Source organism: Bacillus sp. AF62, assembly GCF_050312695.1.
Taxonomy (GTDB): Bacteria; Bacillota; Bacilli; order Bacillales; family Bacillaceae_G; genus Bacillus_A; species Bacillus_A cereus.
Genome location: NZ_JBNPJZ010000098.1, coordinates 57,874 through 82,677, shown reverse-complemented (window position 1 = coordinate 82,677; position 24,804 = coordinate 57,874). Strand labels below are relative to the sequence as shown.

Here is a 24,804-nt window from a genome sequence, read left to right as displayed (position 1 = left end):
GCTATAATGACCTCAACATGTGTTTTTATTAGGCCGTCAGCCCCAACTGGCGGTTTCTCCTTTTATACAGCTCGAAAGCATTCAACACTTTGTTCCGCAATTAAGTAATTCGTTTGATTTCCTTCAAGTACGGCATCCTGGCCAAACATAAAATACTTATCATCTTGTTTAATTTCACAACCATAGAAATCTTCAATTGGTTGATCTGGCTCCTTAGATTCCTCTTCAATAATGTCTTCCACAAATATTGCATCGATATTACTCACACCAATGTGCAATGGTACCTTTCCAGTAGCACCTTCATATTCAATTCCTGATAAAAATCCAAAACTATTTTTAAATGTTTTAAATTGTTCTACTGTAAAACTTGCTTTAGCACCTGATTTAAAAACTAATGTTACTTCCTTCAATTAACTCACCTCCCTTCGATTTGAAACCTTACGGTTCATTTCATATAACTTACGTTTTGCTTCTGATTCCATAGCTTCTAATAGTAAAGGGTTATTTCTTGCTTCTGCGCATTTTTTAACGACTTCATGCCCTTTCATAATTCGTGTTGCTAATAGTACTCCATTCATGCTTCTCACTCTCCTTAAGATTTATTGATCTAATGGATATATGTAAATTAACTTGCTTTTATTTACTTACAATCTGATTAAAATGCTTCTCAAGAAACTCCTGCATTCTATCAGCTATAAACAACCACTTTTTCCCTCTAGACTCTGGATAATAAACAAAACCACCGTTGTTAATATCCAATATTTTCTTATAACAAGGTTTGTAAAGAATATTTTGTGTTAACCAACCATAACTATATCCAGTAGCTTTTTTTAAATCTTTCATTTCCCACCATGTTTTTTCTTTTTCCACATAAAGCCCCCTAAAATATTGAGATACTCGATATTAATCTATAAAAAAAGATACTCAATTGGTAAGCCTAACTTTTTTTTAATAACTTGCATCTCATAATCCGAAAATGAAAATTTCCCTTTTTCCTTCGCAGAGTATGCGTCTCTATTGATTCCCAATGCAATTGCCATTTCTGCAATCGTGATATCACGTGCCATTCTTTCTCTTTTTAAAATTCGTTTGGGTTTTAAATATTTCTTTCTAATTTCTTCTTTAACAGTCATTGTGTCACCTCCGAATTATCCGATGACCAAATAATATCGCACATCTCGATATTATTCAAGCTATATACAGAAACAATATTATGATACGCAATATTATTATTGTATCACGCGTTATTTTAGAGTATACTATCCTTATCGTATCAATGGATGGAGGTCACTTGAAATTGAAAAAAAATATTCTGGGTCCAGCGATCAAATATTTACGTAAATACAGAAGAATGACTCAAAAAGATTTAGAAAAAATTACTGGTTATAAACAAAGCACCATATCTGGTCATGAAAATAGAAATAGCACACTTGATGAATTAGATATACAAAATTATGCAAAGGCATTACAGGTAAGTCCCCAAAGTTTCTTTACGATAGCAGAAAAGCTGGAAAAAGGAGAAAGAATTACTGATGATGATGTATCAGGGATTATCACTATAAACAAGGATCAGGAAACAGAAGATGATCCTCATATGGTAATCGCAGCTCACATGGAAGATAATCTAAGCAAAGAAGAACTACAAGAGGTAATGGACTTCATTAATTTTGTTAAAAGTAAAAGAAAATAGGAGCATTTATATGAACAAGTTGGAAACACTTATAGCACAATATCCAGAAATAACTTTCAACTTTAATAATGAGATGCCTAATGGGTTAAGTGGACTTTGTGTTGGTAGTGAAATATATATCAATAATAATCTTAATCAAACCATTGCAGAAAAGTACGTAACAGTTAGTGAGGAAATAGCTCACTTTGAGAAAGGCATAGGTAATATAATTAGACAGGAAACTATTACCGAACGTCAGCAAGAATTCCAAGCCCGAAAAATAGGCTGCCTCCAAATTGTTACAATTGATGCTTTAATACTATGCTATGAAAAAGGCATCCAAACACCTTGGGATATAGCAGAAGAACTTGAAGTTACAACGGCTTGTGTTATAGATGCATTTGAATATATCCGGATGACAAAAGGAGTATCTTTTTATCATAAAAATTACTTAGTTCATTTCTTAACTGATACACATATAAACATTCAAAAGTTTTAGTGAATTTTATTTTGAATGGAGGAGAAAAACTTGGCAAGTTTTGAAAAAAGAGCAACTGGTTGGAGGTATCGCGTTTCTTATAAAGATGGAGATAAATACAAAACAAAAACCCAAGGTGGATTCTCGACCAAAAAAGAAGCAGCAAGTGCAGCAAGTGAATTAGAAAAAAAAATAAGTCGTGGACATAATTTAAATGCAGAAGATAAACTATTCTCCGAGTATATGAGAGAATGGTTTGAGGTATATAAAAAAGGAAAACATAGTCTATCGCATGAGAAAAACCTTTTACAATCTGTAAAATTAGTCGAAGAGCATTTTATTGGTGTCCGTATAAAAGACTTAAATAGAGATTTATATCAAAACTTTTTAAATGAATTATCTAAAAAACGTGCTAAAATGACCGTCAAGAAAAAACATAACTGTGTTAAAGCATGTATAAAATATGCAATTGAAGATGGAATTTTGCATAGAGATCCTACTTACAAAGCTATTATACATGGAGAGAATGAAACAAAATCAGAAGAATTAAAGTTTATCAATCAAGAAGAGATGAAAAAAATAGTGGATGAATTACGCACAAATTTAACAACACAATACATTTCAAGATATATAATTCTTTTTGCCATAGCCACTGGGGCAAGATTTGGTGAAATAATGGGGATGACATGGGACTGTGTAAACATAGAAGAAAGAACAATTACAATCAATAAGACGTGGGATTATCGTGATAAGAATGACTTTGGTAACACTAAAAATTATCAATCTGTACGTACAATAACAATTGATAAGGAAACAGTGAGTATGTTAAAAGATTTACAAAAACACCAAAAAGAACATGCTCTGAAAACAGGTTTAAGGAATACTAAAAACTTGTGTTTTATTAATAATCAAATGGAAGTTATAACAAATAACGCTGTAAACAAAGTTCTTAAAAAGATTTGCGCAAGATGCAATGTTAAACCGATAACATGTCATTCATTACGCCATACACATGCATCTATACTCTTATACAATGGCGTTAATATAAAATACATTTCAAGAAGACTTGGCCACAAAGATATTGTAATTACACTACAAACATATTCACATGTCTTAGATGAAATGGAACAAAAGGAATCTAGAATCGTTGATCAAACTATGTTGAATTTGTTCCAATCAGTTATATAAAACGTGCAAAAATCGTGCAAAAAAAATTCTAAACGTATAAGTTTATTTGAAATAGATAGTTCCTACAAAATTATATAAACCCAGTCATATCAAGGTTTTAAGAAAAAACATGTAATTATTTAAAAATCTAAAAGCGCGCCCAGAGGGATTCGAACCCCCGGCAGACGTGGTACCGGAAACCACCGCTCTATCCGACTGAGCTATGGGCGCATGATTATAGAAAACACTTCATTTTCTTCTCATAATAATAGCAATAAAATCCATCTAAATCAATAAAAATATCCCCGTAATACCTTATGCATCTTAGCTAAAAGCATATAAAATCTATTCCACCCCTAAATTTTCCAATCATAAATTCACCCCAACTCACAAATTATAATCTTTGAATTGATATTCCAAAGGGGGCTTCATTCAATGACTGTAATTACAAAATTAAAGCAAACTGTTTCTGGATTAAAAAGTGCACAAGCTAGCTTAGAGGGATTCGCTCTTGATACGGATAACCAACAAGCTAAGCAACTTTTCCAAACAGCTGCGCAGCAAACACAAACGATTATCGATTCTTTAAACCCACGCGTTGAAGAAGTCCAACAAGAAGAACCACAATACTCACAGCAATAACGAATTAGTCTTGCTGTGAAATAGAAAAAGGATGATATGCAGTCATCCTTTTTCTATCACATTACATATTGCAATAGAAATGGAATGATAATTATGCGAAAACTCGGCCTCATAACCGCATTATTTGCACTTCTATTTAGCTCTTTTACCGGATGTGATAATAGTCCTTTAGATAAAAAAGTGAAAGAAGAAGCAAAACGAACGGAGAAAGAAAAAGGTCCAAAGTTAACAAAGACGAGTACGGAATCCTTTAATCAATCTATATCACAAGGAGCGAAGAAAAGAGCTCTCGCTATGGATGAAATTATAAAAAGCACAGCAGTGAATTCAAATTTAGATCTCTACATAGCAGTTACACCTGAGCATCACGAAAGGTTTGGATTAAAACCTCTTCGTAAAAAGCTTCAAAAGCAGCTAAGTGATGAGCATCCTACTTTCGATGTTCGTGTCAGTACAGATAAAAAAATCTTTATGTTACTCGAAAAACTCGAAAGAAAAATTAAGGAAAAAGAAGTATCTAAAGATGAAATTAATAAACAATTAAAATTCATTGGTAAAAAAATGGAGTCTAACACTTAACGCTTTTTAAAAGAAAAGGAAGGATTGCAATGTCTAGTAAAGATAAAAACTTAACCCCTGTACAACAGGAGTATAAAAAATTCGAACAAGAACGCGAACCGAAACGACCTGTCTTAAAAAATTGTATAAAAGCCTTTTTCGTCGGTGGTTTTATTTGCTTCATCGGACAACTCATTTCTACTTTTTACATCACATATTTTGATTTCACTGAACGCTCAGCAGGAAATCCGACAGTCGCAACTCTTATTTTCATTTCTATGTTACTAACTGGATTTGGTATATACGATCGTTTTGGACAGTTTGCTGGTGCTGGTACAGCTGTACCTGTTACTGGATTTGGTAACTCTGTTATTGCCGCATGTATTGAGCATCGAACGGAAGGATTTGTCCTTGGCGTTGGCGGCAATATGTTTAAACTAGCTGGTTCTGTTATTTTATTTGGTGTATTTTCCGCTTTCGTCATCGCACTTATTAAAACGATTCTCGTTCAATGGGGAGGGCTATAAATGTTACAAGGACACCGAACGTGGGTATTTGAAAACAAACCAGTCATTATCTCAACAGGGGTTGTCGGTGGACCATTTGAAGCAAAGGGGAACATCCCAGAAGACTTCGATATCCTTCATGAAGATTTATGGCTCGGACAAGATTCCTATGAAAAAGCACATAAAATTTTATTCGAAGAAGCTTGTAGTCGTGCTACTGAAAAAGCAGAACTTCGTAAAGATGATATTCAATTTGTACTTGCAGGAGATTTAATCAATCAAATTACTCCAACAAGCTTTGCTTGCCGGACACTTGGCACTCCTTATCTCGGATTATTCGGGGCTTGTTCTACTTCTATGGAAGGTTTAGCACTTGGGGCAAGTATCGTAAATGCAAAAGGCGCAAAATATTTATTAACTGGTGCATCCAGTCATAATACAGCTGTAGAAAAACAATTCCGCTATCCTACCGAATACGGCGGACAAAAGCCACCTACTGCACAGTGGACAGTAACCGGAGCAGGAGCCGCCATTTTAAGCGATACTGGACATGGTCCAAGAGTAACCTCTGCAACGATTGGGCGAGTTATTGATATGGGATTAACAGACCCTTTTAATATGGGGGGCGCGATGGCTCCAGCTGCAGTTGATACAATCGAAGCCCATTTACGCGAACGACAAATCGATGCCTCTTACTATGACCTAATCGTGACTGGTGATCTTGGCCATGTCGGTCGCGAAATTGCTTACGATTTACTACATAAGCATGGAACCAAAGTAACGAGCGAACAGTTTCAAGATTGCGGAATTATCATTTATAGAGAAGGACAACCTGTCATAGCTGGTGCTAGCGGGCCTGGATGTTCCGCAACAGTCGTATACGGTCATTTATTAAACCGAATGAAAAGAGGAGAGTTCAAAAAAATACTTGTCGTTGCGACAGGCGCTTTACTATCTCCACTTACATTCCAACAAGAAGAAACGATTCCGTGTATCGCTCACGCCGTTTCGATTGAATTTGGAGGTGCAACGCAATGATTTTTTTCTGGGCTTTCGTCATCGGCGGACTCATATGCGTAATCGGACAACTTATGTTTGATGTCGGCAAGTTAACACCAGCTCATACAATGGCAACACTCGTTGTTGCCGGAGCAATATTAGATGGATTCAATTTGTATGAACCATTAATTGACTTCGCTGGGGCCGGGGCAACTGTACCTATTACAAGCTTTGGTAATGCCCTAGTTCATGGTGCAATGGAAGAAGCTGCAAAACATGGCATCGTTGGCGTTATTACTGGCATGTTTAAAGTAACGAGCGCCGGTGTATCAGCAGCTATTATTTTCGGCTTCATTGGAGCATTGTTATTTAAACCGAAAGGATAAGAGGTGTTTATATGACTGTTATCGCTAGCGTAAAAACTTGCCTTGCTAGTGTAAAGGGCGCTCAAGCAAGTTTAAGCTCCCTTTCATTAAATTCACAAGACGAAGAATCAAAACGCGTATTTCATGAATGTATGTTAGAAATGGACAGCGTCATCGCTGATTTAAAGGATAGAATTTCAGTATTAGAACGTGAAGAACCTCAATATAAAGGGTTTTAAGTAGACTGGAGGAAACGACTATGTCTCACCTGCCGGAATGGACACTTGTCATTCTTCGCTCTGTATTCATATTAATTATTTTATTCGCTATTACGAAATGGTTAGGGAAAAGACAAATCTCTCAGCTTTCCTTTTTTGAATACATAGCCGGAATGACGATTGGTGACATCGCTGCCCAAGTATCTACAGGGCTCGATTCAAAATTTTTTCACGGTGTCTTTGCAATACTCATTTTCGCTGTGGTACCTTTTTTAACAGGAATCCTCTCTTTAAAGAACAAAACAGCTCGGGACTTCTTTGAAGGAAAATCTACCGTATTAATAAAAGACGGAAAGATACTCGAAGATAACTTAAAGAAAGAAAAATATACGAGTGACGAATTACTGGAACTTCTCCGTGGAAAAAGTGCGTTCAGCGTAGCTGAAGTCGAATTTGCTGTCTTAGAACCGAGCGGAGAATTAAATGTATTATTAAAGAAAGATTCTCAGCCACTTACAGCAAAAGACATCGGTTTAAAAGTACCGAATGAAAAAGAACCACAAACTGTTATTATGGATGGAAATGTACTAGATGAACCTCTTTCAGCAAGCGGACATAACCGTGCTTGGCTACATTCAGAATTAGAAAAACTCGGTGTTGTTATTGAAAATGTCTTCCTCGGTCAAGTGGATTCATACGGACAACTTACTATCGACATTTACAATGACAAACTCCAAATGCCTTCTCCTCAAAACAAACCTTTATTATTAGCATCTTTAAAAAAATGTCATGCTGATCTTGAACTATTTTCCCTAGAAACAAAGTCGAAATCAGCAAACGAAATGTATAGTAAAAACGCGAAACAAATCGAAAAAATTTTAAATAAAGTAACCTATCTTTTAAAAGACTAATTATCGAAAGAACGCTTCAGTTAAAAGGCGTTCTTTTCTTTTTTCTCCAGTTTTCATAACGTTTAAATTTACGTAATTCGGTTATGATGTTGAAGATACATAAGCAGGGAATTTCGAAAACATAGCGAATATTTCATGGTACAACTACATATTTTTTTGATTTAAAGTGGTTTCGTTTGACCTTTATTGACCATAATTGTATTATAAGACTAAGAAAGCTTTAGAAGGAGGAAATAACAGATGAATTTAATTCCTACAGTAATTGAACAAACAAATCGTGGAGAACGCGCTTACGATATTTACTCTCGACTATTAAAAGACCGCATCATTATGCTTGGTAGTGCAATTGATGACAACGTAGCTAACTCAATCGTTTCCCAGCTTTTATTCTTGGAATCTCAAGATCCAGAAAAAGATATTCACATCTACATCAACAGCCCTGGTGGTTCTATCACAGCGGGTATGGCAATCTATGATACAATGCAGTTTATTAAACCACAAGTATCAACAATCTGTATCGGTATGGCTGCATCTATGGGTGCATTCTTACTTGCAGCAGGTGAAAAAGGAAAACGTTACGCACTTCCAAACAGTGAAGTAATGATTCACCAACCACTTGGTGGAGCACAAGGTCAAGCGACTGAAATCGAAATCGCTGCAAAACGTATCCTATTCTTACGTGAAAAACTAAACCAAATTCTTGCTGACCGCACTGGTCAACCACTTGAAGTACTACAACGCGACACAGACCGCGACAACTTCATGACAGCGGAAAAAGCTTTAGAATACGGTTTAATCGATAAGATCTTTACAAATCGTTAATACTAAAAAGCGAAAGCGGCTCGTTTAGAATCGCAGGTCGCTGGAGCTGGATACAACTAAAAGTGGAAGCGCCCTATAATTGGGCGCTTCTTTTATATATTGTTCCCCGCTCACATACCCCATCCAGTATCCCTCTAAATATATCAACGGTTCGACACAACATATCGATTTACCGACAATCTCCGACAAGGACAAACCAGCTAAATACCCCTCCCCGCTAATCCGCACAAACAACAAAACAAAAAAACTATCGCATATACGCGATAGCTCTTTATTGTACATATGCAGCTAATGCTTCTAAAGCCTCTTCTGCATCTGAACCTTCTGTTGTAATTGTTATCATGCTTCCAGTTCCAATTGCTAAGCTCATAATCCCCATTATGCTCTTTGCATTTACTGTCTTTCCATCTTTCTCAATGAAGATATCTGCATGAAAGCGATTTGCCTCTTGTACAAACAACGCAGCCGGACGTGCTTGTAAACCGTTTTTTAATGAAACCTGAACTCGTTTTTGAACCACAGCTCCATTTCCCCTTTACCCTCTTATTTTTTTGCTACCGTTTCCCCCGCGCGTAATTTCTCTGCAATTTCATCGATTTTACGCAAACGATGATTAATACCCGATTTACTAATTTTCCCCCCGGATACCATCTCACCTAACTCTTTCAATGTTACATCTTGATAATCTCTTCGTAGTTGCGCAATCTCTTGTAGTTTATCTGGCAATATATCAAGACCAACCGTCTCATCAATATAGCGGATATTTTCAATCTGCCTTAGCGCTGCACCAATTGTTTTATTTAAATTAGCTGTTTCGCAGTTCACTAAACGATTTACGGAATTACGCATATCACGTACGATTCGAATATCTTCAAACCTTAAAAGTGCATTATGAGCACCAATAATATTTAAAAATTCCGTAATTTTCTCCGCTTCTTTCAAATACGTAATGTACCCTTTTCTTCTTTCCAACGTCTTACTATTTAAATCAAATCCGTTCATCAGTTCACATATAGCATCATTATGTTCCTTATATAACGAAAAGATCTCTAAATGATAAGATGATGTTTCTGGGTTATTTACTGAACCACCTGCTAAAAATGCACCGCGTAAATACGATCGTTTACAACACTTCTTCTCAATCAATTCTTGTGATATATTTCGAATAAATGAAAAGTCATCTCGAACGATATGAAGATCGGCTAATATTTCGCGAGACTTTTCAACAAGCCTTACGATATATACATTATTTTTCTTCAATCGCATTTTTTTACGAACAAGTAATTCTACCGTCACGTCATATCCTTTTTTCAAAAGCGTATAAATCCTTCTTGCAATTGCCGCATTTTCCGTTTGAATATCGATAGATAAGCGACGGTTTGAAAAAGAAAGCGATCCGTTCATTCGAAGTAACGCCGATAATTCTGCTTTCTCACAGCATTCTTTCACTTCAAGATTCGTCAACTCTTTCTTTGTTTCTGATGCAAATGACACAGTCAACACCTCCTTATACGATTATTATGGAACAAAATTCTTGTCCTATATGAATGAGGAGCGCCACCTCAAACGAGGCAACGCACATTTATAACAATGAATATAAAATCGAAGCTAACTTTAACGTATCATGCCTTACAACACGATCATCATACTTCGCTAATCCCTCTTGAATAACATCAATATTATTTTCAGCAAAACGTTCTTCATCCACTACAACTGGTGTAGACATTTCTTCCTCGTATAACTTACGTAATTCACAAGGAATCTCACGGTTATTTACAATTGCAGTATTAATAAATGGTTGCCCTAAATGATCGTGTAACGCCTGCACATGATCAAAAGCAGTATATCCCATCGTTTCACCCGCTTGTGTCATAACGTTACATACATATACCTTCTTCGCTTTTGCAGCAAGAACAGCGTCCCCAATTTTGTTAACAACTAAGTTGGGTAATATACTCGTATACAAACTTCCTGGGCCGAAAACAAGTAAATCAGCTCGTTTAATCTCAGCCAAGGTTTCATGCAATGGCTCTACATCTTCTGGAGTTAAAAAGACACGATTAATCTTCTTTCCGTAATAAGGAATCTTTGATTCACCTGTTACAATTTCCCCATCTTCAAGTTCCGCATGAAGTACCGCACTTTGATTCGCTGCTGGTAATACACGTCCTCTGACATTTAATACTTTACTTGTTTCCGTAATTGCATGGAAAAAGTCTCCTGTAATCGAGGTCATACCTGCCAACAATAGATTTCCTAACGCATGACCTTTCAGTCCGTCTCCTGTTGTGAAACGGTGCTGAAATAAAGCTTCCACCAGTGGCTCTACATCCGATAACGCAACCAGTACGTTACGGATGTCACCTGGAGGTGGAATTTCTAGCTCATCACGTAATCTACCCGAACTGCCACCATCATCAGCGATTGTAACAACTGCTGTAATATCAACAGGATATTGCTTTAATCCTCTTAATAAAACAGAAAGTCCAGTCCCGCCTCCCATAATGACAATTTTAGGCTTTCTCTCTTTTTTCATCCCTTAATGGCCCTTTCTCTTCTCCACATCACGATGAGATACATGAACACTATACTCTGGTTTCAAATGTTTCCCAAGGTATTCTGTAAGCGTAACAGAACGATGCTGTCCACCTGTACATCCAATTGCAATTACAAGTTGACTTTTGCCTTCTCTTTTATAATGAGGCAGCATGAAAGTAATCAGATCCGTCAACTTCTCTAAAAACTTATGTGTCTCATTAAATTTCAGTACATAGGAAGAAACTTCTTCATCTAGTCCTGTTAATGGCTTCATATGTGGAATGTAATATGGATTTGGTAAAAAACGAACATCAAATACTAAATCTGCATCAATTGGAATACCGTACTTAAATCCAAATGACATAACATTTACACGAAATGCTTGCTCAGTTTCTGTTGAGAACAAGTGAACAATTTTTTCACGTAATTCTTTCGGTTTTAAATCCGATGTATCAAGCACAATATTCGCTCGTGCCTTCATATCTGTTAATAAATTGCGCTCTGCTTCGATTCCCTTTAACGGCAAACCAGTTGGTGCAAGTGGATGCGAACGTCTCGTTTCTTTATAACGAGTTACAAGCGTACTATCTTTCGCATCTAAAAATAAAATATGAGGAATAATCCATGTACGTTCTGATAAATCATCAAGTGCTCCCCATAAATGCTCGAAAAACTCGCGGCCACGTAAATCAATACCAAGTGCCACTTTATTCATTTTCCCTTTTGAATCCGCCATAAGCTCAATAAACTTTGGCAATAACATCGGTGGTAAATTATCTACACAAAAATATCCTAAATCTTCAAAACTTTGTAAAGCTACTGTTTTTCCAGCTCCAGACATCCCTGTAATAATTACCATTTTTATATCATTATTCTCTGTCATCGTATCCTCTCCTTGACGGTTTAACTCGGATCTAATCGATATGAAAGCAACTCAAAATCTGGGGTATATACAAATGTACCGTAGATTATGCCATTTCCTTTAATTAAATAATCAATAATGTGATAATCTCCTGGCGCCATTGCTAAATCATCAATTTTATCAAATGTATGCCAACCAATGATGCCTTCTTCGCTCTCTAGTTTGTTTTCTCCTGCAAAATCTGTCGCTAAAAAGGAGAACATCATCCATTCAGAAACAACTTTATCACCTTCTTGGATGACAAAGGTGAAGACCCCCTTTAACGCTGGGTTTTTCAAATAAATACCTGTTTCTTCGCGATATTCGCGAACAACGGAATCTCTTACAGTCTCACCACGCTCCATTTTCCCGCCTGGTGCAACCCACCAATTTCGGCGAGGTTTTTGGAGTAAGAGTACTTCATTATCTCTAATTAACACACAGTTTGTCACTCTTTGCATGTTTCTTCACCTCAGCTACTTGCAGTAAAATTTCTCACTGCATACTTCTTTCATTATACTATCAAAAACAGTTTGCTACAACGAAGGAGCCAGTCCTCTTTCGCTAAGCATACGCTACTCAACAATTTTAAAAAAGCTTTCCATAACAAGCAATGTAAATGCTTAGACTTTTAATGAATAGCATGAAAAATCCCCTTAACGATTTTTATCGCCAAGGGGATTAAAGCCCTTATTTCTTACCGAAATAAGTAACAATCGCAAATCCTAAAATAAAGGTAATAATTGAACTTATAATTGAAAATCCGCCGGTTGGAATACCAGGGAACACAATTACAATCGAACCGATAACTAGTCCAATAATTGCCGCAAATGTCATACTTTTGTAACGATCTAATAAAAAACTAATGCCTTTACTACTTACAACAAATCCAACCATAACACCAGCACCGATAACCACGATTAAAGGTAAGTTAAGTGTAGTTAAAGCGTTAATTGCTGTTGGATACACACCAATAATTAATAAAATAAACGATCCACTAATCCCAGGAAGTAGCATAGCCATACTAGCCATCCATCCTGCGAAAAATAAACCAATTGCATTTAAAATTGTTAACGTCGTAATTGGATCTGCTGCCTTATCTGGTTTAAAGAAAGCTGTGATCGCAACAAGAATTGCTGCAACTATTAATAAAACAATGTGCTTACCTTTAAACGACGACTTTGCATCAGCTTCTCTCATTAACATCGGTAATATACTAATAATTAAACCGAGGAAGAAAAATTGAGTCGGTTCATAATGATTTGCAAGTAAATATTTAATAACATGACTTAACGTTAAAAACGCTACTGCCACACCAGCTGCAAGTGGAATTAAAAACCCTAAATGTTTTTTCCATTCACGACTAAAGAATCCACTAATTGCCGCAAGCAATTGTTCATAAATCCCTAACACAACAGCGATTGTACCGCCGCTCACACCAGGAATTAAATCACTAACGCCCATACAAAATCCACGATATATATTACGCCATTCCATACTGAATAAATTCCTCATTTCTTATAGTGATTTTTTCCGTAAAGTCCAGTATATCAATAAGAAAGCTTATAATCCTTATATTTTTTGACAATACTTTGACATTTTCACACAAAAAAAGAAGAAAGCTCCTGTCGGTAGCTTTCTTCTCACAAGGTATGTTATCTCTTATTTTTCTGATACAGTTTTTAATTCCTCTAATAATTCTTCTACATAATGTTGTGCACTTTGTGCTGCAATACTACCGTCACCTGTTGCAGTTACAATTTGACGAAGCATTTTTTCACGAACATCACCAGCTGCGAAAATACCAGGAATTTTCGTTTCCATACGTTCGTTCGTTTCAAGGTAACCATTTTCATTTGTAATACCTAGTTCAACAAATGGTTTTGATAATGGTAACATACCGATGTATACGAATACGCCGTCAGTCTTGACTTCTTTCTCTTCTCCACTGTTTACGTCTACAAGTGTTACACTTCTTACTTTACCACTTGCTTCGTTGATTTCTTTTATAGTGTGGTTCCAAATGAAATCTACTTTTTCGTTTTGGAAAGCACGGTCTTGTAAAATTTTCTGTGCACGAAGCGTGTCACGACGGTGAACGATCGTTACTTTTGATGCGAAGCGTGTTAAGAACACACCCTCTTCAACAGCAGAATCTCCACCGCCAATTACGATAAGTTCTTTTCCTTTAAAGAATGCCCCATCACATACTGCACAATATGATACACCACGGCCGCCAAGTTCTGTTTCACCCGGTACACCAATTTTTTTATACTCTGCACCGCTTGCAACGATAATTGCACGTGCTTTATATTCTTTTTTACCAGCAATAATTGTTTTGTATTCTTTACCATCGATGACTTCTTTCACATCACCGTATGCATATTCAGCACCAAATTTCTTCGCATGCTCGAACATTTTATTTGATAAGTCTGGTCCTAAAATAGACTCATAACCTGGGTAGTTTTCTACATCTTCCGTGTTTGCCATTTGGCCACCTGGAATACCACGCTCAAGCATTAATGTGCTTAAATTTGCACGAGATGTATATACTGCAGCTGTCATACCAGCTGGTCCTGCACCAATAATAACGACATCATAAATTTTTTCTTCTGACACACTATTCACTCCTATCCATTCCTACACAATTAAGTTACCCTCATTATACTGTTAGCATCATTTTTTTCCCAATGATTTGCTTATCTTATGTGTGCGTACGCTTAACAGCTTGCACATACTTTCGGACAGTCGCTACAGATACATTATATACATCTCCAAGCTCCGACTGTGTCATTTTATTTCCTTGTTCGCCGCGTACAATGTATTCAATCGCAGCTGACCAGCCGTACACATTTGTAAATATGTCTCCAGATGTATATAAACGTATGAACGTACAAAACCAAAAGTGTAAACACTCTTCAATTAATTCATCATCTTTTTTCGTATAATTGTATAAGGCATCCGCGATTCTCGCGCACTGCTCAAATTGCTGTAAATCAGCTGGAATACTCTTATGACTATTAAGTAAAAAGAAGTACTTTGCAAGTTGCGATACGATGGGAACACCGTTCTTCGCTTGCGTTATATCAAAGAAGAATCCAACCTTCTCCGGCGTTGACAATTCATTCATTAAATATAAAGCTAGCATTTGTTCTTCTAGCGTCGCACTTTGCTGAAATGATTTTCGTAATTCTTCAAATAACACGTTTTGTCCTTCATCTGCTAAATTCAGCGCATTCCACGGTTCTTTTCCCTTTTTATCAGGATGCAATTCCACGACATGTTGCCACATTTTTTCAGCTAGTTGCTGATCTTTCACCATATACGCAGAATATGCAAACCAATAATAAAAACTAACGTCTCCTTCGTATCCTTGACGCTTTAATAGTTTGAACCATTTATATGCATGCTCGAAATAACCAATTGTTGCAAGTGTAGTTCCCAGTTTCAAACGATGTTCAAATGAAATCGGATATACCGAAACTAGCTGTCCCGCTAACGCTTCTACTTGTTTATGCTCTCCAATTGAATATAGAAAAATAAGCGTATTACAAAGCGCATGTATATTACCAGGATTTTTCTCTAAAATCATTTCTGTTAACTTCAGTGCTTTGTCTACATTACCCGATTGAAAATGTGCAATGGCTAAATTATTATGACCTGACCAAAATTCCGGATAATCTTTCGTAACAATTTCTAATGTAGCAATTGCTTCTTCCAATTGTCCATTACGAATATAACGATTCGCTTCTTCCTGCATAACAATTAAATCATCTTCATCTTCAATCTCTTCCGCACCCATTGCTTCTTCTTCCATAATCTCAAGAAGTTCTAATGTATCTTCTACGAATTCCTTCTCTTTTGCAACTTCTAAATAACGATCCGCATATTTCTTCGCCTGTTGAAATAACCCCATATATGCATAATTATTTGCAATAAAATAATAGCACTGTTCAAGTTCTGGATTAGATCTAACTAACTTTAAGAAGATTTGGTTCGACTCTTGATATTCACCAGCCTCAGATAATACTGTTGCTAATTGACATAAAATAAACGGCTCCTTCTCACTTTGTGCCGCTCTTCGAAAATATTTAATTGCATCTTGCAATTTTTGCCCTTTGTAAGCTCTCATCCCTTTTTTATAAAAGAAGTCCGCTAATTGATTAAAAGAGATAACTTGTCCGTTCTCCTTATATATCCTTTGATTTTTCCCCATATATCCTCCAGTTTTTTGTTTTCTTCGCTCACACATTCTTCTATCTATAAGTATAAACGATTCCGTAAAAAACAAAACAGTATATTATACTCAATTATTTCCTTTTTATTCATAAAAAAAGAGGAGAAATGTTACATTTTCACCATGAACCTTCTCTTGCGGTCATTTGCTCTTTCGTATAAATAATACGCATTGGATTTCCACCTACGAAAGCACCGCTCGGTACATCTCTATGAACAAGTGTGCCAGCTGAGACAATCGCACCGTCTCCAATTTTCACACCTGGTAATATTGTTACATTCGCTCCAATCATCACTTCATTTCCAATGACGATTTCCCCAAGTCGATATTCACGAATTAAATATTCATGCGCTAAAAGCGTTGTATTATAGCCAATAATCGAATTCTCTCCCACAGTTATCTTTTCCGGGAACATAATATCCGGCATTACCATAAGCGCAAATGATGTTTTCTTTCCTACTTTCATCCGTAAAAAAGTACGGTACAACCAATTCTTCACAGATAAAAATGGCGTGTAACGCGCAATTTGGATAATAATAAAGTTTTTCATTACCTTCCAAAAAGACACTGTTTTATACACATTCCATAATGAATTTTCTCCTGAAACAGGATAGCGCGTTGTCCGTCGCACTTAGCTCGCTCCTCTACTAACTTACTTGGACCTTTATGAACGGTTCATATTAGACAAAATCGGTAGCAAATCGCTCATTTTATCTAGCATAAAGTCCGGCTTGTAAGCTTCTAAATACGCTCTACCTTTCAACGTCCATGAAACCGCAGCTGTTTTCGTCCCCGCATTTTGACCACCGACAATATCATGATGATTATCTCCAACCATCAATGCCTCTTCTGGTTTTGCATCTAATAATTCAAGCGCTTTTTGAAGTGGCTCTGGATGTGGTTTCACATGCTCTACATCATCAATTGTCACGACAACATCAAAAAATTCATCAAGCTTTGACAACTGTAATCCCATCTCAACGGTTTGTCTCGCTTTCGTTGTAACAATACCAACTTTATAACCTTGCTTCTTCAACTCTCGAACTGTTTCATATACAGTTTCATATTCTTCTACTAATTCATCATGATGATCATGGTTAAATTCGCGATAACTTGTAATCATCTCTTCAACCTTACTTTCATCAATCTTACTGAAAGTATCATGCAAAGATGGACCGATAAATGGCAACACATCTTCACGCTTATATTGATTTGGATAATACGTATTTAAAGTATGTAAAAAAGAAGAAATAATAAGTTCGTTTGTATTAATTAAAGTTCCATCTAAATCAAATAACACTGTATTTATTCTCATTGCCTTAGTCCTTTCGCCTTCCTGAATATGAAAGAAGCAGCATCTTATAATAAGATGCTACTTTTCTCTAATTTTCCGAATATCTTTTATCAGCTTGCCCCATTTTTCGTCTCACAATAATGAAAATAATAGAAATAACAACAAGTCCAATTGACATTACTTGTGCAATACGAAGTGGTCCTAGCATTAAACTATCTGTACGTAAGCCTTCTACGAAGAAGCGTCCTACTGAATACCAAATTAAATATGTGAAGAATAATTCCCCGCGGCGTAAATTCACTTTTCTTAATGCAAGTAGTAAAATTACACCTGCAAAATTCCATAATGATTCATATAAAAACGTCGGATGATAGTACACACCCTCAATATACATTTGATTAATAATGAAATCTGGTAAATGAAGACCTTCTAAAAACTGTCTCGTTACTTCATCACCATGCGCCTCTTGGTTCATAAAGTTTCCCCATCGGCCAATTGCTTGTCCTAGTAAAATACTTGGTGCAGCAATATCCGCCAACTTCCAGAATGAAACCCCGCGTCGCTTTGCAAAAAGAATCCCTGTTATAACCGCTCCGATTAAACCACCATGAATCGCCAAGCCACCTTGACGAATATTAATAATTTGACTCGGGTTTTGCGCGTAATATTCCCATTCAAAAATAACATAGTACATTCTCGCAAATAGAATAGCGATCGGTACTGCAATTAATACAAGGTCAACAAATGTATCTTTTGGAATACCTAGCCTTTCTCCCTCGCGAGTTGCTAGCCAAAGACCTAATAGCACACCTGTACCGATAATAATCCCGTACCAATAAACAGGAAACGGCCCAAGTTGGACAGCTACGCGGTCAAGTTGCGGTACAGAACCTAACAGCATATGTATGACCTCCCTCTCCAATGTTTACTCCTGATTCCCTAACTCAATCGCACTCATTAATCGTTCTGAGAACTGCTGTGCTGCATTGACTCCCATACGCTTTAAACGGAAGTTCATCGCTGCTACTTCAATAATAACAGCCAAGTTTCGACCAGGACGAACTGGAAGTGTAATCTTCGTAAGTTCTGTATCAATAATTTTCATCTTCTCTTCATCAAGACCTAAGCGATCATAGTTTTTCTTTTGATCCCAAATTTCAAGATTAATAACAAGTGTAATACGCTTGTAATTTCGCACTGCCCCTGCACCGAATAACGTCATAACGTTAATGATACCTAGACCACGAATTTCTAATAAATGCTCAATTAAATCTGGTGAGCTTCCTACTAATGTGTCTTCATCTTCTTGGCGAATTTCTACACTATCATCCGCAACAAGGCGGTGACCACGCTTCACAAGTTCAAGAGCTGTCTCACTTTTACCAACACCACTTTGACCTGTAATTAAAACACCAACACCGTAAATATCTACTAATACACCATGAACAGCAGTTGTTGGTGCTAGCTTACCTTCTAAATAATTAGTTAAACGACTTGATAATCTCGTTGTCGTTTGAGAAGAACGTAATAAAGGCATGCCTGATTCACGTGATGCTTGTAATAACTCATCTGGTACATCTTGATTACGAGTTATAATAATACATGGCGTCTCCTCGGTACAAAGCGCTTTCATTCTCTCTTGTTTTTGCTCTGTTGTTAACGTATCAAAGAACGTAAGCTCCGTTTTTCCAAGAAGCTGCACGCGATCAGCTGGATAATATGTAAAGAATCCTGCCATTTCAATTCCAGGTCGTGATAAATCACTTGTATCAATCGGACGATGAATTCCTTCCTCACCACTTATTAACTCCAATTGAAATTGTTCAATTAAATCTTTTGTCCTTACTTTTGGCATATGTATAAACCTCCACTCCGCTGCGGGTTCAGTCTCGTTTGATGTAAAATTCCATTCTACCGGATATTGTACCATTTTTTTCTGGAAACAAGAAATACGGTTTCTAATAAATAGAAAAAAACATTTCATACGAATAATAAAATGTTTTTCTTTTTGTCATTTTCTCTTTTTTTCATATAGAGGTTCCACAATTGCCTTCTCAATAATCATATTAAAAATTGAAATACAAATTGCCGCAACAATCGCTACACCAAATCCTGATATATTAAAAGCATCTCCTAATAATGAATCTGCTATTTTTAACGTAATCGCATTAATAACAATTAAGAAGAAGCCGAAAGTTACAACAGTAATTGGTAGCGTAATTAAAATTAAAAACGGCTTTACGAACACATTTAAAACCGCCAATATAATACTCGCAATAATTGCAGTTTGTATATTTGCTACGTAAAATGCATCTGGTGCAATCCCTTTTAAAAGCCCCGATACAGCGATTAACACAACGCTATTTACAAGAAGTGATACAATCCATCTCATTTCGTTACACATCCTTTTAAACATATATATTTCATCATACGCTAATAGATAATAAACGCAAGTATGATACAAACACTTATATCAACTTATTCTATCTTTCATGCTTGTATACCTACTAACATACTTACCAGTTTTTCCTCGTAAAATAAAAACCGAGCGTCATTTCCACTCGGTTTTCATCAATAAACTTATTGCGATAACTCTACTTCTTTTATTTTCTCTTTCATTCTTGCTTTATCACGATTTAAAATCTCTTTTAAATACTTACCAGTGTACGAGCGCTCTTCTTTTACTACTTGCTCTGGCGTTCCCGAAGCGACGATTTGTCCACCTTTGTCCCCGCCTTCTGGTCCAAGATCAACAATATAATCAGCTGTTTTAATCACATCTAAATTATGTTCAATTACAAGTACCGTCTCACCACTCTCAACAAGACGTTGCAGCACTTCTAGAAGACGTGCAATATCATGCGCATGCAACCCAGTCGTTGGCTCATCTAAAATATATAACGTACGACCTGTAGAACGACGATGTAATTCAGAAGCTAATTTCACACGCTGTGCTTCCCCACCAGATAATGTTGTTGCTGGTTGACCTAATTTCATATAACCAAGCCCAACATCTACAAGCGTTTGAAGTTTACGCTTAATTTTAGGAATATTGGCAAAGAATTCTACTCCATCTTCAATTGTCATCCCTAACACTTCAGAAATATTCTTATCTTTATATTTCACTTCTAACGTTTCACGATTATATCGTTTACCGTGACAAACTTCACACGGAACATACACATCTGGTAAGAAATGCATTTCGATTTTAATAATTCCATCACCACGGCACGCTTCACAACGGCCACCTTTTACGTTAAAGCTGAAACGTCCTTTTTGATAACCGCGCACTTTAGCTTCGTTCGTTTGTGCAAACACATCACGAATATCATCGAATACACCTGTGTACGTCGCTGGATTAGAACGTGGTGTACGACCAATTGGCGATTGATCAATATCAATTACTTTATCTAAATGTTCAAGACCCTTAATCTCTTTATGAGTACCTGGCTTCGCTTTCGCTTTATATAACTTTTGCGCTAACGATTTATATAGTACTTCATTAATCATCGTACTTTTACCTGATCCAGATACACCTGTTACCGCTACAAACGTACCGAGTGGGAATGACATTTTTGCATTCTTTAAGTTATTCTCTTTTGCGCCGACAATCTCCACTTTACGTCCGTCACCTTTACGTCTTTCAAGTGGAACTGGAATAAACTCTTTACCGCTTAAATATTTTCCTGTTAACGAATTATCATCTTGCATCACTTCAGCTGGTGTCCCTGCCGATACAACTTGCCCACCGTGAATACCTGCACCTGGTCCGATATCAAGTAAATAATCAGCAGCCATCATCGTATCTTCATCATGCTCAACAACGATTAATGTATTACCTAAATCGCGCATTTCTTGCAATGTACGAATAAGACGATCGTTATCGCGCTGGTGTAAACCAATTGAAGGCTCATCAAGAATATAAAGTACGCCAGTTAGACGAGAACCAATTTGCGTCGCTAAGCGAATACGCTGCGCCTCACCACCTGATAACGTACCAGCCGCACGACTTAGCGTTAAATAATCTAAACCAACGTTCACTAAGAATCCAACGCGCTCCTGAATTTCTCTTAAAATTAAATGAGCTATTTTTTGTTGCTTCTCCGTTAGCTCTACATTCGAGAAAAATTCTTGTACTTCTTGAACTGAATACTTCGTTACGTCAGCAATCGTTTTATCACCAACAAAAACAGCTAAGCTTTCAGGCTTTAAGCGGCCGCCTTTACACTTCGGACAAGCTTGTTCTGCCATATACTTTTCCATTTGCTCACGAATGTAATCGGAACTCGTTTCACGATAACGACGTTCAATGTTTGGAATAACACCTTCAAATAAAATCTCATTTTCCTTTACTTGACCAAATTCATTTACATAGCGGAAATAAACCTTCTCTTCCCCGCTTCCATACAACACTTTATCAAATAAATCTTTCGGTATATCTTTCACAGGCATATCCATATCAACGCCGTAGTGATTACATACAGATTGTAAAAGTTGTGGATAGTATTGTGAACTTGTCGGCTCCCAAGGTGCAATCGCATGTTCATTTAATGATAAATCCCAGTTCGGGATAACAAGCTCTAAATCTACCTCTAGCTTTGAACCAAGTCCATCACAAGAAGGACATGCTCCAAACGGACTGTTGAATGAGAACATACGCGGCTCTAATTCTCCGATTGAAAAACCACAATGCGGACAAGCATGATGTTCACTAAATAGAAGTTCCTCTTCTCCCATTACATCGATTAACACTCGGCCTCCGCCAAGCTTTAATGCACTTTCAAGTGAATCAGCAAGACGGCTTGCGATTCCTTCTTTTACAACAATACGGTCAATTACAACTTCAATAGAATGCTTCTTATTTTTATCTAACGTAATCTCTTCAGACACATCAAGCATTTCACCATCAACACGTACACGAACATATCCTTGCTTCTTAATATCTTCAAGTACTTTCACATGTGCACCTTTACGCCCAGAAACGATAGGAGCTAACACTTGTAATTTCGTACGTTCAGGATATTCAAGAACACGGTCTACCATCTGTTCTACTGTTTGTGATGTAATTTCAATCCCATGATTTGGACAAATTGGCGTACCAATTCGCGCAAACAATAAACGTAAATAATCATAAATCTCCGTTACCGTTCCGACAGTTGAACGTGGATTACGACTCGTCGTTTTTTGATCGATTGAAATCGCTGGTGACAATCCTTCAATCGTATCTACATCCGGCTTATCCATTTGTCCTAAAAACTGGCGCGCATACGCAGATAACGATTCTACGTATCTGCGCTGCCCTTCTGCATAAATCGTATCAAATGCTAATGATGATTTCCCCGAACCAGACAATCCCGTTACAACGACAAGCTGATTTCTCGGAATGGTTACATCAATATTTTTTAAGTTATGTGCTCTAGCACCTTTTACAACGATAAAATCCTTGCTCTTACTCACTCTTTTCACCCTTCCGCTTTTAATTCTAATAGTAAATCTCTTAGTTCAGCTGCACGCTCGAAGTCCAACGCTTTTGCTGCTTCTTTCATCTCTGCTTCCATCTTCGCAATTGTCTTTTCACGCTCTTTTTTCGTCATTTTCTTAGCAGGAGTTGCTTCGTATGTTTCTGTCTCTTCAGCCGTTGTCGTTGCACGGATTACATCACGTACGCCTTTTTGAATCGTTTTCGGCGTAATACCATGCTCTTTATTGTAGGCTTCTTGTATAGTACGACGACGCTGCGTTTCTTCAATTGCAATTCCCATTGATCTTGTTATACGATCTGCGTACATAATAACGCGGCCGTTTTCATTACGCGCGGCACGACCAATTGTTTGAATTAATGAGCGCTCTGAACGTAAGAACCCTTCCTTATCAGCATCTAAAATCGCTACAAGTGATACTTCTGGAATATCTAGTCCTTCTCGTAATAAGTTAATACCGACCAGTACATCAAACTTACCGAGGCGAAGATCGCGGATAATTTCAATACGTTCTAACGTTTTAATTTCAGAGTGAAGATAGTTCACTTTAATTCCTACATCTTTTAAGTAGTCCGTTAAATCCTCTGACATTTTCTTCGTTAAAGTCGTAATTAATACACGTTCATTTTTTGCAATACGATCTTGAATCTCTCCTAATAAATCGTCAATTTGCCCTTCAATAGGTCGTATATCGATTGGTGGATCTAAAAGCCCTGTTGGACGAATAATTTGTTCTATTACTTCTGGTGACTGCTCTAACTCGTACGGTCCTGGCGTCGCCGAAACGTAAATAACTTGATTTGTTTTCTCCTCAAACTCATCAAACATGAGCGGTCTATTATCTAAAGCTGACGGCAGACGGAATCCATGATCCACAAGCACTTGCTTACGTGCTTGGTCCCCGTTATACATCGCTCTTACTTGTGGCACTGATACGTGCGACTCATCCATAACAATTAAGAAATCTTCCGGGAAATAGTCCAATAACGTATACGGTGTTGCACCCGCTGGACGAAGTGTTAAATGACGGGAATAGTTTTCAATACCTGAACAAAAGCCCATCTCGCGCATCATTTCTAAATCATAACGTGTACGTTGCTCTATACGCTGTGCTTCTAGCAACTTACCATTATCATTTAAATCCTTTAAACGCTCTTCTAATTCTTTTTCAATATTTTCAATAGCGACCTTCATTTTCTCTTCACGTGTAACGAAGTGAGATGCTGGGAAGATTGCTACATGATCACGTTCTGCTAATACTTCACCTGTTAACGCATTTACTTCACGAATACGATCAATTTCATCGCCGAAAAATTCAATTCGAATACAATGCTCATCAAGTGATGCTGGGAAGATTTCAACTACATCTCCGCGCACACGGAATGTACCACGCTTGAAATCAATATCATTACGTCCATACTGTACATCAACAAGTTCACGAAGCAATTGATTGCGGTCCTTCTCCATACCAACTCGAAGTGATACAACTAACTCGCGATATTCTTCAGGAGAACCTAAACCATATATACACGATACACTCGCAACGATAATTACATCGTCCCGTTCAAATAATGCAGACGTTGCCGAGTGACGCAATTTATCAATTTCATCATTAATCTGCGCGTCCTTTTCAATAAACGTATCTGTTTGTGGTACATACGCTTCCGGCTGATAATAATCGTAATAACTAACAAAATACTCAACTGCATTATTCGGGAAAAAGTCTTTCAACTCACTATATAACTGTCCTGCTAACGTTTTATTGTGAGCCATAACAAGTGTTGGCTTTTGCACTTCTTTAATGACATTTGAAATCGTAAATGTCTTACCCGTTCCTGTCGCTCCAAGCAACACTTGCTTTTTCTTTCCACTATTAATTCCCTCTACAAGCTTCTCTATAGCTACCGGCTGATCACCTTGCGGGGAATACGCTGATATAATTTCAAATTGATGTTCCAAGTAAAATCCGACCTCCTCATAAAAATCTGTATTATTATTTTACCACGAATGCCTATAAAA

The 24,804-nt window shown here is 37.0% G+C and carries 30 protein-coding genes and 1 tRNA gene; 11 read left to right on the top strand and 20 right to left on the bottom strand.

The window, feature by feature from the left end; all coding sequences use genetic code 11:
- Positions 1–62: 62 nt before the first annotated feature.
- Genes ACQRBL_RS26230 through ACQRBL_RS26215 form a run of 4 tightly spaced genes read right to left on the bottom strand, consistent with a single transcriptional unit; the run spans position 63 to position 1,133 of the window.
- Positions 63–410: a YqaI family protein gene (locus tag ACQRBL_RS26230; protein ID WP_270733324.1), complete on the bottom strand. Its 348-nt coding sequence runs from the start codon at positions 408–410 to the stop codon at positions 63–65.
- Positions 411–578, bottom strand: a complete 168-nt coding sequence (locus tag ACQRBL_RS26225; RefSeq protein WP_001014678.1) for a hypothetical protein — start codon at positions 576–578, stop codon at positions 411–413.
- Positions 579–636: 58 nt separating this feature from the next.
- Positions 637–870, bottom strand: a complete 234-nt coding sequence (locus ACQRBL_RS26220) for a DUF771 domain-containing protein (RefSeq protein WP_023523446.1) — start codon at positions 868–870, stop codon at positions 637–639.
- A 38-nt stretch (positions 871–908) separates the two neighbouring features.
- The gene (locus ACQRBL_RS26215; protein ID WP_098582720.1) at positions 909–1,133 is read right to left on the bottom strand and encodes a helix-turn-helix transcriptional regulator; all 225 of its coding nucleotides are present in this window, start codon (positions 1,131–1,133) and stop codon (positions 909–911) included.
- Between the two features lie 164 nt (positions 1,134–1,297).
- Here ACQRBL_RS26215 and ACQRBL_RS26210 point away from each other — a divergent pair, with 164 nt between their 5' ends.
- The 3 genes from ACQRBL_RS26210 to ACQRBL_RS26200 are packed head-to-tail and all read left to right on the top strand — an operon-like array spanning position 1,298 to position 3,335.
- Positions 1,298–1,690 carry a helix-turn-helix domain-containing protein gene (locus ACQRBL_RS26210; protein ID WP_023523448.1) on the top strand — a complete coding sequence of 131 codons (393 nt, stop codon included), beginning with the start codon at positions 1,298–1,300 and terminating at the stop codon, positions 1,688–1,690.
- A 10-nt stretch (positions 1,691–1,700) separates the two neighbouring features.
- On the top strand, positions 1,701–2,168 hold the full coding sequence (locus tag ACQRBL_RS26205; RefSeq protein ID WP_411996233.1) for a hypothetical protein: 468 nt from the start codon (positions 1,701–1,703) through the stop codon (positions 2,166–2,168).
- Positions 2,169–2,198: 30 nt separating this feature from the next.
- Positions 2,199–3,335 (top strand): tyrosine-type recombinase/integrase, encoded by a 1,137-nt coding sequence (locus tag ACQRBL_RS26200; RefSeq protein ID WP_411996232.1) that lies wholly within the window; start codon positions 2,199–2,201, stop codon positions 3,333–3,335.
- 134 nt (positions 3,336–3,469) lie between these two features.
- Here ACQRBL_RS26200 and ACQRBL_RS26195 read toward each other — a convergent pair.
- Positions 3,470–3,545: transfer RNA gene (locus ACQRBL_RS26195), tRNA-Arg, on the bottom strand.
- A gap of 204 nt (positions 3,546–3,749) precedes the next feature.
- Between ACQRBL_RS26195 and ACQRBL_RS26190 the strand changes: the two genes are divergently transcribed.
- From ACQRBL_RS26190 to clpP, 8 genes are all read left to right on the top strand, one after another.
- Positions 3,750–3,956, top strand: a complete 207-nt coding sequence (locus tag ACQRBL_RS26190) for a DUF1657 domain-containing protein (RefSeq protein WP_000216166.1) — start codon at positions 3,750–3,752, stop codon at positions 3,954–3,956.
- A gap of 93 nt (positions 3,957–4,049) precedes the next feature.
- A complete protein-coding gene (locus tag ACQRBL_RS26185; protein ID WP_001228545.1) occupies positions 4,050–4,535 on the top strand; it encodes a YhcN/YlaJ family sporulation lipoprotein in 486 nt (161 codons plus the stop codon).
- 29 nt (positions 4,536–4,564) lie between these two features.
- The gene (gene spoVAC, locus ACQRBL_RS26180) at positions 4,565–5,041 is read left to right on the top strand and encodes a stage V sporulation protein AC (protein ID WP_000095399.1); all 477 of its coding nucleotides are present in this window, start codon (positions 4,565–4,567) and stop codon (positions 5,039–5,041) included.
- Positions 5,042–6,058: a stage V sporulation protein AD gene (spoVAD, locus tag ACQRBL_RS26175; RefSeq protein WP_000938970.1), complete on the top strand. Its 1,017-nt coding sequence runs from the start codon at positions 5,042–5,044 to the stop codon at positions 6,056–6,058.
- Complete coding sequence (gene spoVAE, locus ACQRBL_RS26170; RefSeq protein WP_000575919.1) at positions 6,055–6,405, top strand: stage V sporulation protein AE; 351 nt, start codon at positions 6,055–6,057, stop codon at positions 6,403–6,405. The genes spoVAD and spoVAE overlap by 4 nt, the downstream gene beginning before the upstream one ends.
- An 11-nt stretch (positions 6,406–6,416) precedes the next feature.
- Positions 6,417–6,623 (top strand): DUF1657 domain-containing protein, encoded by a 207-nt coding sequence (locus ACQRBL_RS26165; protein WP_000215897.1) that lies wholly within the window; start codon positions 6,417–6,419, stop codon positions 6,621–6,623.
- Positions 6,624–6,643: 20 nt separating this feature from the next.
- The gene (locus tag ACQRBL_RS26160) at positions 6,644–7,513 is read left to right on the top strand and encodes a DUF421 domain-containing protein (protein WP_411996231.1); all 870 of its coding nucleotides are present in this window, start codon (positions 6,644–6,646) and stop codon (positions 7,511–7,513) included.
- 240 nt (positions 7,514–7,753) lie between these two features.
- Positions 7,754–8,335, top strand: a complete 582-nt coding sequence (gene clpP, locus ACQRBL_RS26155; protein WP_001049162.1) for an ATP-dependent Clp endopeptidase proteolytic subunit ClpP — start codon at positions 7,754–7,756, stop codon at positions 8,333–8,335.
- 271 nt (positions 8,336–8,606) lie between these two features.
- Here clpP and ACQRBL_RS26150 read toward each other — a convergent pair whose 3' ends face one another.
- From ACQRBL_RS26150 to uvrB, 15 genes are all read right to left on the bottom strand, one after another.
- Positions 8,607–8,855, bottom strand: a complete 249-nt coding sequence (locus tag ACQRBL_RS26150; RefSeq protein WP_000250307.1) for an HPr family phosphocarrier protein — start codon at positions 8,853–8,855, stop codon at positions 8,607–8,609.
- A gap of 23 nt (positions 8,856–8,878) precedes the next feature.
- A complete protein-coding gene (whiA, locus tag ACQRBL_RS26145; RefSeq protein WP_000006566.1) occupies positions 8,879–9,829 on the bottom strand; it encodes a DNA-binding protein WhiA in 951 nt (316 codons plus the stop codon).
- Positions 9,830–9,917: 88 nt separating this feature from the next.
- The gene (locus ACQRBL_RS26140) at positions 9,918–10,871 is read right to left on the bottom strand and encodes a gluconeogenesis factor YvcK family protein (RefSeq protein ID WP_000712187.1); all 954 of its coding nucleotides are present in this window, start codon (positions 10,869–10,871) and stop codon (positions 9,918–9,920) included.
- Between the two features lie 3 nt (positions 10,872–10,874).
- Positions 10,875–11,756, bottom strand: coding sequence for an RNase adapter RapZ (gene rapZ, locus ACQRBL_RS26135; RefSeq protein WP_000138459.1), 882 nt, complete (start codon positions 11,754–11,756; stop codon positions 10,875–10,877).
- A 20-nt stretch (positions 11,757–11,776) separates the two neighbouring features.
- A complete protein-coding gene (locus ACQRBL_RS26130) occupies positions 11,777–12,235 on the bottom strand; it encodes an NUDIX hydrolase (RefSeq protein ID WP_001190080.1) in 459 nt (152 codons plus the stop codon).
- Between the two features lie 229 nt (positions 12,236–12,464).
- Entirely contained in the window at positions 12,465–13,271 is an 807-nt protein-coding gene (locus tag ACQRBL_RS26125) for a DUF368 domain-containing protein (protein WP_097861447.1), read from the bottom strand.
- A gap of 165 nt (positions 13,272–13,436) precedes the next feature.
- Positions 13,437–14,393, bottom strand: coding sequence for a thioredoxin-disulfide reductase (gene trxB / locus ACQRBL_RS26120; RefSeq protein WP_411996230.1), 957 nt, complete (start codon positions 14,391–14,393; stop codon positions 13,437–13,439).
- An 85-nt stretch (positions 14,394–14,478) separates the two neighbouring features.
- Complete coding sequence (locus tag ACQRBL_RS26115; protein ID WP_000517723.1) at positions 14,479–15,990, bottom strand: tetratricopeptide repeat protein; 1,512 nt, start codon at positions 15,988–15,990, stop codon at positions 14,479–14,481.
- A 139-nt stretch (positions 15,991–16,129) separates the two neighbouring features.
- Positions 16,130–16,642: an acyltransferase gene (locus tag ACQRBL_RS26110; RefSeq protein WP_078994130.1), complete on the bottom strand. Its 513-nt coding sequence runs from the start codon at positions 16,640–16,642 to the stop codon at positions 16,130–16,132.
- Between the two features lie 33 nt (positions 16,643–16,675).
- Complete coding sequence (gene ppaX, locus ACQRBL_RS26105) at positions 16,676–17,326, bottom strand: pyrophosphatase PpaX (protein WP_001222403.1); 651 nt, start codon at positions 17,324–17,326, stop codon at positions 16,676–16,678.
- A 67-nt stretch (positions 17,327–17,393) separates the two neighbouring features.
- Positions 17,394–18,206 carry a prolipoprotein diacylglyceryl transferase gene (gene lgt / locus ACQRBL_RS26100; RefSeq protein WP_000924240.1) on the bottom strand — a complete coding sequence of 271 codons (813 nt, stop codon included), beginning with the start codon at positions 18,204–18,206 and terminating at the stop codon, positions 17,394–17,396.
- Between the two features lie 24 nt (positions 18,207–18,230).
- Positions 18,231–19,160 carry an HPr(Ser) kinase/phosphatase gene (hprK, locus tag ACQRBL_RS26095; RefSeq protein WP_001127251.1) on the bottom strand — a complete coding sequence of 310 codons (930 nt, stop codon included), beginning with the start codon at positions 19,158–19,160 and terminating at the stop codon, positions 18,231–18,233.
- Between the two features lie 156 nt (positions 19,161–19,316).
- The gene (locus ACQRBL_RS26090) at positions 19,317–19,697 is read right to left on the bottom strand and encodes a phage holin family protein (RefSeq protein ID WP_001267308.1); all 381 of its coding nucleotides are present in this window, start codon (positions 19,695–19,697) and stop codon (positions 19,317–19,319) included.
- A 188-nt stretch (positions 19,698–19,885) separates the two neighbouring features.
- Positions 19,886–22,762 carry an excinuclease ABC subunit UvrA gene (gene uvrA / locus ACQRBL_RS26085; RefSeq protein WP_000045587.1) on the bottom strand — a complete coding sequence of 959 codons (2,877 nt, stop codon included), beginning with the start codon at positions 22,760–22,762 and terminating at the stop codon, positions 19,886–19,888.
- 5 nt (positions 22,763–22,767) lie between these two features.
- Positions 22,768–24,744 (bottom strand): excinuclease ABC subunit B, encoded by a 1,977-nt coding sequence (gene uvrB / locus ACQRBL_RS26080; protein ID WP_000400987.1) that lies wholly within the window; start codon positions 24,742–24,744, stop codon positions 22,768–22,770.
- Positions 24,745–24,804: the final 60 nt, after the last annotated feature.